General features: G+C 67.5%; 5 protein-coding genes and 2 pseudogenes. 5 read left to right on the forward strand and 2 right to left on the reverse strand.

The window, feature by feature from the left end; translation table 11 throughout:
• Positions 1–97: 97 nt before the first annotated feature.
• Positions 98–574, forward strand: a pseudogene (locus ACWEN3_RS34905) (IS5 family transposase); the annotation flags it as partial.
• Between the two features lie 181 nt (positions 575–755).
• Here the strand turns inward: ACWEN3_RS34905 and ACWEN3_RS34910 are convergent.
• Together ACWEN3_RS34910 and ACWEN3_RS34915 are read right to left on the reverse strand one after the other, a co-directional pair.
• Positions 756–1939 (reverse strand): annotated as a pseudogene (locus tag ACWEN3_RS34910) (IS701 family transposase).
• 258 nt (positions 1940–2197) lie between these two features.
• The gene (locus tag ACWEN3_RS34915; protein ID WP_452979254.1) at positions 2198–3304 is read right to left on the reverse strand and encodes a serine hydrolase domain-containing protein; all 1107 of its coding nucleotides are present in this window, start codon (positions 3302–3304) and stop codon (positions 2198–2200) included.
• Between the two features lie 514 nt (positions 3305–3818).
• On the opposite strand from ACWEN3_RS34915, the gene ACWEN3_RS34920 reads away from it, so the two are divergent.
• The 4 genes from ACWEN3_RS34920 to ACWEN3_RS34935 all read left to right on the forward strand — a co-directional run.
• Positions 3819–4661, forward strand: coding sequence for a phosphotransferase family protein (locus ACWEN3_RS34920; RefSeq protein WP_452979266.1), 843 nt, complete (start codon positions 3819–3821; stop codon positions 4659–4661).
• A 373-nt stretch (positions 4662–5034) separates the two neighbouring features.
• A complete protein-coding gene (locus ACWEN3_RS34925; RefSeq protein WP_452979257.1) occupies positions 5035–5679 on the forward strand; it encodes a PadR family transcriptional regulator in 645 nt (214 codons plus the stop codon).
• A 214-nt stretch (positions 5680–5893) separates the two neighbouring features.
• On the forward strand, positions 5894–7096 hold the full coding sequence (locus ACWEN3_RS34930; RefSeq protein WP_452979260.1) for an FAD-dependent oxidoreductase: 1203 nt from the start codon (positions 5894–5896) through the stop codon (positions 7094–7096).
• 938 nt (positions 7097–8034) lie between these two features.
• A partial coding sequence (locus ACWEN3_RS34935) for an IS5 family transposase (protein ID WP_452979263.1) occupies positions 8035–8487 on the forward strand: 453 nt, incomplete at its 3' end.

Below are 8487 nucleotides of genomic sequence, written 5' to 3' on the forward strand. Positions count from 1 at the left end.
CTCAAAAGGGGGTCCGCCCGCGGACGAACCAGGTCGATCCGGTGCTTGGGAAACTGACCGTCCGGCTGGAGGAGGTGGTCAGATCGGCGAGTGTCCGGGACGCTCCCGCGGCGGCTTCACCACCAAGATCCACCTCGCAGCCGACGGACGATGCCGGCCACTCGCCCTCCTCCTGACACCCGGACACTACGGAGACGGCCCCCAACTCCGGCCCGTGCTGGAGCAGGTGTCGGTGCCCCGCATCGGCGTCGGCCGGCCTCGCACCCGACCCGACCACGTCCTGGCCGACAAGGCCTACACGTCCCGCGAAAATCGCCGCTACCTGCGACGACGCGGGATATCGCACACCATCCCCGAACGGCTCGATCAGCGCAGACACCGCCATGACCGCGGTTCCCGCGGCGGTCGGCCCACCGGGTTCGACCGCGAACACTACAAGAAACGCAACACCGTCGAACGTGCCATCAACCGCCTGAAAGGCTTCCGCGCCGTCGCCACACGCTACGAAAAACGGGCCTACACCTACCTCGGCACCGTCACCCTCGCCGCACTCATCATCTGGCTCCGCACATGATCCGAGAAACAGCGCCTAGTACTGCAACGGTGTTTGTTCTGAGTGCTGGGCAGCTTTCAGGGGCTGTGTCCGCGTCGTTTGTAGTGGCTGATGCGGGCCTGGTGTTGGCGTCGGCGGCGCCATGTCGACCAGTGCAGGATGTGGTCGACCGGGGTGGGGCGGCGGTTGGTGAGGCGGGTGATCAGTCGTCGGATCTCGGCGAGGCTGAGGTGGATGAGCTGGGAGGATCCGTTTCTGCTTTCTCCGTGTCCAGCTGGCGGGCCCGCAGGACGGTCAGGCAGGCGTGGGCGGCCATGGCCAGGGTCATGTGGCGGTGCCAGCCGGGATAACGGCGGACCTGGTAGTCGTCCAGGCCGCACTCCTGCTTCGCCGTCTGAAAGCACTCCTCCACCGCCCATCGACTGCCCGCGATGTGGATCAGCTCGTCCAGCGTGGTGCTGGCGGGACAGTAGGCGATGTAGTAGAGATCTCCTCGGGCCTGCTCACGCTGCGGCGGGCGAGAACCCAGTGTCGGCGGTCTTCGCGGTGCCAGGGCCGGACCTCGACGCGTGCCCAGTCATAGATCCGCCGGCCGTGGGCTCCCTCGCCGCAGGAACGGCGTTTCCACTTTTGCCGGGGCAGACCGGGGAACAGGTCGTGGACGGGGTGGTCGATGGACCAGCGGGTGACGACGGTGTCGTGCCGGGTGGTGGCCATGACGTGGAAGACGTCCGCCTGCTCCAGCTCGAACCGCCAGCCCTTGCTGAAGCCGTAGGCGGCGTCCGCTGTCACCCAGCCGAACGGGATCTTCTCGGCGATGGCCCGGCGGACCATCGATTTGGCCATCGCCACCTTCGTCTCGAAGGCGACACTGTCGTCGATGCCTGCCCGTCGGCATCGCTCGCGGTCATCCGTCCAGGACGTGGGCAGATACAGCCGTCGGTCGATCAGCGTGCGTCCGCGGCCAGTTGCATAGGCGAGAAAGACCCCGATCTGGGAGTTCTCCGTGCGTCCCGCGGTGCCGGAGTACTGCCGCTGGACCCCGGCCGAACGGACACCCTTTTTCAGGAAGCCGGTGTCATCGACGATCAGGACGGCATCACGGTCACCGAGGTTCTCGACGACGTAGCCACGCACGTCGTCCAGAACCTCGTCGGCGTCCCACTCGATCCGGTTGAGCAGCCGGTGGATACGATCGGGACCGGCATGCCCGGCCTCCTCCGCCAGCGTCCAGCCGTTCTTCCGCTCCAGCGGAGCAACCAACCCCCGCATGTAGGCCAGCGCCGACTGACGCGGCTCTTCCCGGCTGAACCGGTGCACGAACCGCTCATGCACCGCCTCGAGTTCACTCGCCCACAACCTGACATCAGCAAGGTCCCCACCCATACCCAGACCAACGACCAAGCTGGCCACCAGTCACGGCAAACACCGTTGCAGTACTAGTGTTCTGCGCCAGTAATCCGTTGGTAGATCTGTCTCGTCCCGGCGTTTGGGTTCCGGTCGACAACCAGGCGGGTTGATCGCCTGAGGCTCAGTGCGAACTACCTACGAACTTGCGGCGCAGGACACTAGAAAGCTTCGCGGAGTTGCTTGGCCCTCGATGCCGTCGCTCGTAATGGACCGACCGGGTGGACGGTCCGGCTGTCAGTGGGTGAGCGCGGCGTTGACGAGGGCCTTGATATACGGGAGGTCATTGCCGGCCCCTGTCGGGTTCAGGGAGTACACCAGGCGGTGTCGAAGGTCGCGGGTGGCGAAGAAGCCGTTGTCCCAGCCGGGGCGGGAACCGGTTTTGCCCCAAGCCTGCTCGCCGTCCGGGAGCTGATAGCGCATGAGTCCGCCGATGCTGTAACAGGCCGTCGTGCCGGAGCAGTTCGTGTTGTCGGTGCCGTTCTTCGCGACCGGCACCTCGAATACCAGTTTCTGCTGGGCGGGTGGGAGCAGGCGGCCCCGGAACAGCGCGGTCGTGAAGCGGTCGAGGTCGGCGGCGGTGGAGATCATGCCCCCCTCGGCCCACGGGTACGGGCTCTGCTCGGTCACGTCCTGCCCGTCGACGTACACCTCCGCGTGGGGCGAGGGGATCGTGGGGTCGTCGGCGGCGGGCAGGCTGGTGTGGCGCAGGTGCAGCGACCGGATGATCCTGTGCTCCAGTTCGGTGGTGAAGGAGTGGCCGGTGACCTTCTCCACGATCAGACCGAGGACGAAGGAGTTGAGCCCGTTGTACTGCTGCACAGAACCCGGTTTGGGGGGCGTGCCGGTGGCTGCGGCGAACGACTCGCGCAGGAAGTCTTCGGGCGTCACAGATTTGAACTGCCATCCGGGTCCGTCGGCCGGCCCGGGTGTCGGGGCGGGCTTGGGCAGGCCGCTCGTGTGGTCGAGGAGCTGGTGCACGGTGACACCGTCGTACGCCTCGGGCAGCACCTGGGGGACGTACCGCCGTGCCGGTGCGTCGAGGTCGATCCGGTGCTCGGCGATGAGTTGGAGCACCACCGTGTTAGTGAAGGCTTTGGTGACGCTGCCGATCCTGACGTATGCGTCAGCGGTGACCGGGCCGGCACTGGCGCCCACGCCGTCCCGCCTGACCAGCGCGCCTGCGACGACGTCGTCGGGCAGGTGGTCGAGGATCTCCTGGACGGTGGGGTTCGCGGATGTCGGGGCGCTGGAAGCGGCAGGGGCGGCGGCTGCAGGCAGAGCCGCACCGGCAGTGAGAGCAGAGGTCAGGAAAAGGGTGGTGGCGGCGAGGCGTATGCGCATCGAGGTTCCTCCGGCCGTGCTGATGGGACTCGGGTGACTACGTCAACTGTGCCCAGCACAGACGGCGTTGCCCATCAGTGATCACCCTGATGACAACCCTGGACTGCCCCTGACAGGGGCGAGCTGGTTCTGCCGCCACCCCGCATTGAGCTCATCCGCCGGGTGGGTCGTGGCCAGGGTGTTCGCGGCACCACGCCCGTGCACCGCAAGCGCACCAGATAGGGCGGGGAACTCTGGGGAGTCCGACCCAGCCCAACGGGGCGGCAGACCCACGGTTCGCCCAGGACAACGCCCCAACTACGCCCGAAATGCGTCAGCTTCCCAAGCTGATGGCTCGGCGCCGGCCTTGACTCGATCTGTGGGCGCTGATCGGTTTGGCCCATGGCCGTGGACCCCAGCGAGTACGACAAGGCAATGCCGCTAGGGTCTGGCGCCGAATGATGTGCGCGAAGACATCGGGGCATCGCTGATCTGCCTAAACGTGCGTGCGTACTCGACGATGGGGGAGGACGGTATGGAGCCATTGGAACTGCGCCGCGCAGTTGAGGCAGGACTGGCGACCGCTTCGGAGCTGGGCCTTCAGATCAACGATGTGGTCGTCATCCACAACTCGGATCGCGTCGCGCTGCGCCTGGTCCCTTGCGATGTTCTGGCTCGGGTCGCGCCTCTGGGGCATCTGACTGATTCCGAGTTCGAAGTAGAGGTTGCCCGCCGTCTCGTCGATGTTGACGCTCCGGTGGCCGAGCTTGAGCCTCGGGTCGACCCCCGAGTCTATGTGCGTGACGCCTTCGCCATCTCGCTCTGGACCTACTACGAGCCTGCGGAATCAATGATCGCGCCGGCCGATTACGCAGACGTGCTGCTACAGCACCATGCAGCCCTGCGCCAGATCGATCTCGATGCACCGCATTTCACGGATCGAGTCGCCGGGGCACTGAGAGAGGTGAACGACCGGGAGCAGTCCCCCGAACTGCCCGATTCTGACCGGGAACTTCTAGGCAATACACTCAGTGGACTGAGCGCCGCGATCAGCGCCGAGAGAGGCAGCGACCAGCTGTTGCACGGCGAGCCGCATCCGGGCAACCTCCTCAACACGAGGCGGGGGCCGCTTTTCGTAGACCTCGCCACGTGCTGCCGTGGGCCGATCGAGTTCGACTTGGCCCATGCCCCCGACGAGGTGGCAGAACACTATGCGGGGGCCGACCATGGCCTACTTCACCGGTGCCGCGCCCTGAACTGGGCCATGTTCTCGGCGTGGCGCTGGCGCCGAGACGACCAAATGCCCGATCGGGAGCACTGGAGAGTGGAGGGGCTCAATCAGGTTCGTGCTGCACTCGAACGCTGCGGACTGGGCTGAGCCCGAGACAGAGGGCTGCTGGGTCCCTTGGGGTCCGCCAGGTGGTACGGGCCGCCCTTTGCGTCGAGCCACTGCGTCTCGCGCAGTCCGAGCAAGGAGACCGGCTCCTTAACGTCCAACGCGGCCAGCGCGCTCTTCCGATCCTTCACCGCCCCCGCAGTATCCTCCGGCGCTTCGGCCGCTCGCCGCCAAGCCGTCCCGAGGTCATCTTCGCCGCACTGGTCGGCGCGATCCTCTGGAATCCACATGGGCATCGAGGCCGTGCGCCCAGCGCCGGCGATCATCGCGTGACGAACCTCGGAGCTGGTGCTTTGCGAGAAGCCCCATACCCTTTATGCTCGTGTGCAAGTAATCGTCTGCGAGGTGGGAGGCAATGGGCAAACGTCGCAAGGTGGGCAATCTGCTCGCGCTGGCGGTGCTCTCCACTTTGGTACAGAGGCCGATGCACCCGTACGAGGTGGCCTCGATGCTGCGGGAACGCGGCAAGGACTCCGACATGGTGATCAAGTGGGGCTCCCTGTACACAGTGGTGCGCAACCTCGCCAAGCACGGCTTCATCGAGGTGGCGGACACCACCCGGGAGGGCGCCCGCCCCGAGCGGGTGGTCTACCGGATCACCGATGCCGGCCGGGCCGAGCTGGTGGACTGGGTCCGTGAGCTCGTCTCCACCCCGGAGCAGGAGCCGCTGAGGTTCAAGGCCGGACTGTCGGTGTTTGCCGTGCTCGGTCCCAAAGAGGCCGCGGCCCTGCTCGGCGAGCGGCTCCAGAAGCTGGAGCAGGAGAGCGCGCAGCGACGCGAGACGCTGGCGGAGCACGGACAGTTGCTGCCGCGGCTGTTCCTGGTGGAGGACGAATACGAACTCGCGATGCGCGAGGCGGAGGCGGCCTGGGTGCGCGCGCTCCTGGACGAGATCACCTCCAGCACCTTTCCCGGCCTGGACGAGTGGCGTCAGTGGCACGCGACGGGCCAGATCTCCTCGGAAACGGCCGAAATCGCGGAACGGGGGAGCACCGAGTAGTCAAACGGGCCTGGCGGGGTGTTGCAGCACCGCCGCCAGGCCCTTCGATCCCGAAACCGCAACCCGCCAGGCGAATCCGGCCACGAGATGGCAATGCAACGATAGCCGGATCTCCTCGCGGGACATTTCCCCGCGCCCTCCCAGGGGTGCGGACCACGGTGCCGGCACTGCGGCGTGCGCGGTGCGGCACAGATTCCCATCGATGGAGAACGACATGGCAAAGGCACGAAGCGCGCTGATCGTCGGCGGCGGGGTCGCCGGCCCTGTGATGGCGCGGGCCCTACGCAAGGCGGGCATCGAGGCAACGGTCTACGAGGCGTACGCGCACACGAGCGAGGGTGTCGGCGGCACCCTCACCCTCGCCCCCAACGGCCTGGCCGCGCTGGAACTGATCGGCGCGCGCGAGGCCGTGGAGGCCGTCAGCCAGCCCATGACGGGCACGGTGACCTCGTTTCGCGGCAAGACCTACCCGATGCCGCAGCTGGCCGGGATGCCGCCGCAGCAGCAGATCCACCGCAACGACCTGCACCGCATCCTGCACGAGATCGCCCTGTCGCAGGGCATCCGTATCGAGCGCGGCAAGCGCCTGGTCTCCGCACGGGAAGACGACAGCGGGGTCACGGCACACTTCGCCGACGCCACCACCGCAACCGCAGACATCCTCATCGGCGCGGACGGTGTCCACTCCACCGTCCGCGCCCTGATCGACCCGCAAGCGCCCGGACCCGACTACACCGGCATCCTCGGCTTCGAGACGGTCGTGGACCAGCCGGTCCCAGCCGATCCCGGAGTCATGCACTTCACGTTCGGCAAGCGCGCCTACTACCTGTACTGGAAGACCGCCGACGGCCAAACGCGCTGGGGCATGAATCTGCCCCACGAGAGCCCCATGCGGTTGACCGAGGCACGCGCCGTGCCGGTCGAACAGTGGCTGCGCGTGCTGCACGACACCTACGGCGAGGACGACCCGGGCGGCGACTTCGTCCGCCGCATCAACCCCGACCAACTGCACGTGACGGGCTCCGTCTACATCATGCCGCGGGTGCCGCACTGGCATCGGGGCCGCATGGCGCTGGTCGGGGACGCCGTCCATGCTCCCTCCAACAGCTCCGGGCAGGGCGCCTCGCTGGCCATCGAAAGCGCCGTCGAGCTCGCGCACTGCCTGCGCGACCTGCCCGACGCTCAGTCGGCTTTCACCGCCTACGAGGGCCGGCGCCGCCCGCGGGTGGAGAAGATCGCCGCGCAGGCCAGGAGGGTCAACCAGGTCAAGGCCCCCGGACCGGTGATGAGCGCGCTGATGCCGCTGCTGATGAGGGTGTTCATGAAGGTCGCCATGAATCCGGAGAAGAACTTCGGCCCAACCCACCGCTACCGCATCGACTGGGACGCCCCCGCCGCTCCCAGCACCATGCGGTAGGCACCGCACACCCCTCGCCCCGCCTGATGCGCACGACATGGCGCGTTGAGGCGGGGCGTACCGACAGTTCCCCTCGGCGGCTTCCGACCCCGACGCCCGGCTTGCCGCCACTTCAAGCACTCTCCTTCCACCGCGTCCTGGAGGGACCAGCCAGTGCCGGCGGCTTCAACGCAGGCGTCGTCGGCGTGGACGTCGGCAAGACGTAGTCTGCAGAGTTCGCGGTAAGCCGCCCGCCGTACGGTGGGAAAGGCAAGGCGGCCATCCTGCTCGAAACCCGGTACGCGTCCGGTCTGGGTTGCAAGGCTGGTTCCCGTGCGGTCCTACAATGACCAGGCGTCCAAGTCCCGCGCCGCCCGCACCCCGGCGGAGCATCTGAGAACGCAACCACGTGAGTTCGTGGCGGGCGCGCTGGAAGCGGGCGATCAGACGGGTTGCCGAGGCGGCAGCAGGATGGTGCCGGCGGAGCGCCTGCTGCCTTCGCCATTCGCGGGTGCTGGCAGCGCTCGAGAACAGCGCGGTAACCAACGCACGACGCCAGTCCCATCTGGGGCGGTCTGCAAGGCCGACATGAAGCCCCAGGCCGTCAGGAAACAGGTGTACGCCTGGTACGGCGCGCCCGTCCGGCCCCCGGCTGGCCGCGGCTGGATTGGGCTGCCGAGGACGCCGACAGCGACGACTGACCACCCACGCCCCCCTTCCGGAGAACTCATGGCAGCCCGAACCCGGCTTCCCGGTCCCCGGCAGCGTCCGGTGCGAGATACCCGCCGGGTGACAGCACCTCGGTGCCGAAGTGGTGGACCGCGCGCGAGTTCCGCCACCCCGCGGGCCCCGGCCCACACGGTCGAGCGGCACACACGCTCCGGTCCGCGACTTGCCGCACTAGGCGCTGTTTCTCGGATCTCCCTTCGTGAGTGGGGTGTTGGGGGCAGGCTGGCTGCATGGGACGTGGAGACCTGACGAACGAGGAGTGGGAACGGCTGGAGTCGTTCTTACCTCGCGGTGGTGCACGTGGGGGCCGGTGGAGCGATCACCGCCGGGTGATCAACGGGGTGTTGTACCGGGTCCGTACTGGGGTTCAGTGGCGGGATCTTCCGGATCGGTTCGGGCCGTGGGAGACGGTCTACAAGCGTCATCGTCGCTGGTCGGCGGACGGAACCTGGCAGATGCTGCTGTCGAAGGTGCAGGCCGCCGAGGACGCCGCCGGCCGGATCGACTGGGACGTGTCCGTGGACTCCACGGCGGTGCGTGCCCACCAGAGCGCCGCCGGCGCAAGGAAGACACCACCCGCCGCGGTTCCTCAAAAGGGGGTCCGCCCGCGGACGAACCAGGTCGATCCGGTGCTTGGGAAACTGACCGTCCGGCTGGAGGAGGTGGTCAGATCGGCGAGTGTC

Source organism: Streptomyces sp. NPDC004561 (genome assembly GCF_053602155.1).

Bases quoted from the DNA above. Each gene is read 5' to 3' on its own strand.
- ACWEN3_RS34920 (WP_452979266.1), top strand. From the start codon at position 3,819: ATGGAGCCATTGGAACTGCGCCGCGCAGTTGAGGCAGGACTGGCGACC.
- ACWEN3_RS34915 (WP_452979254.1), bottom strand. From the start codon at position 3,304: ATGCGCATACGCCTCGCCGCCACCACCCTTTTCCTGACCTCTGCTCTC.
- ACWEN3_RS34930 (WP_452979260.1), top strand. From the start codon at position 5,894: ATGGCAAAGGCACGAAGCGCGCTGATCGTCGGCGGCGGGGTCGCCGGC.
- ACWEN3_RS34925 (WP_452979257.1), top strand. From the start codon at position 5,035: ATGGGCAAACGTCGCAAGGTGGGCAATCTGCTCGCGCTGGCGGTGCTC.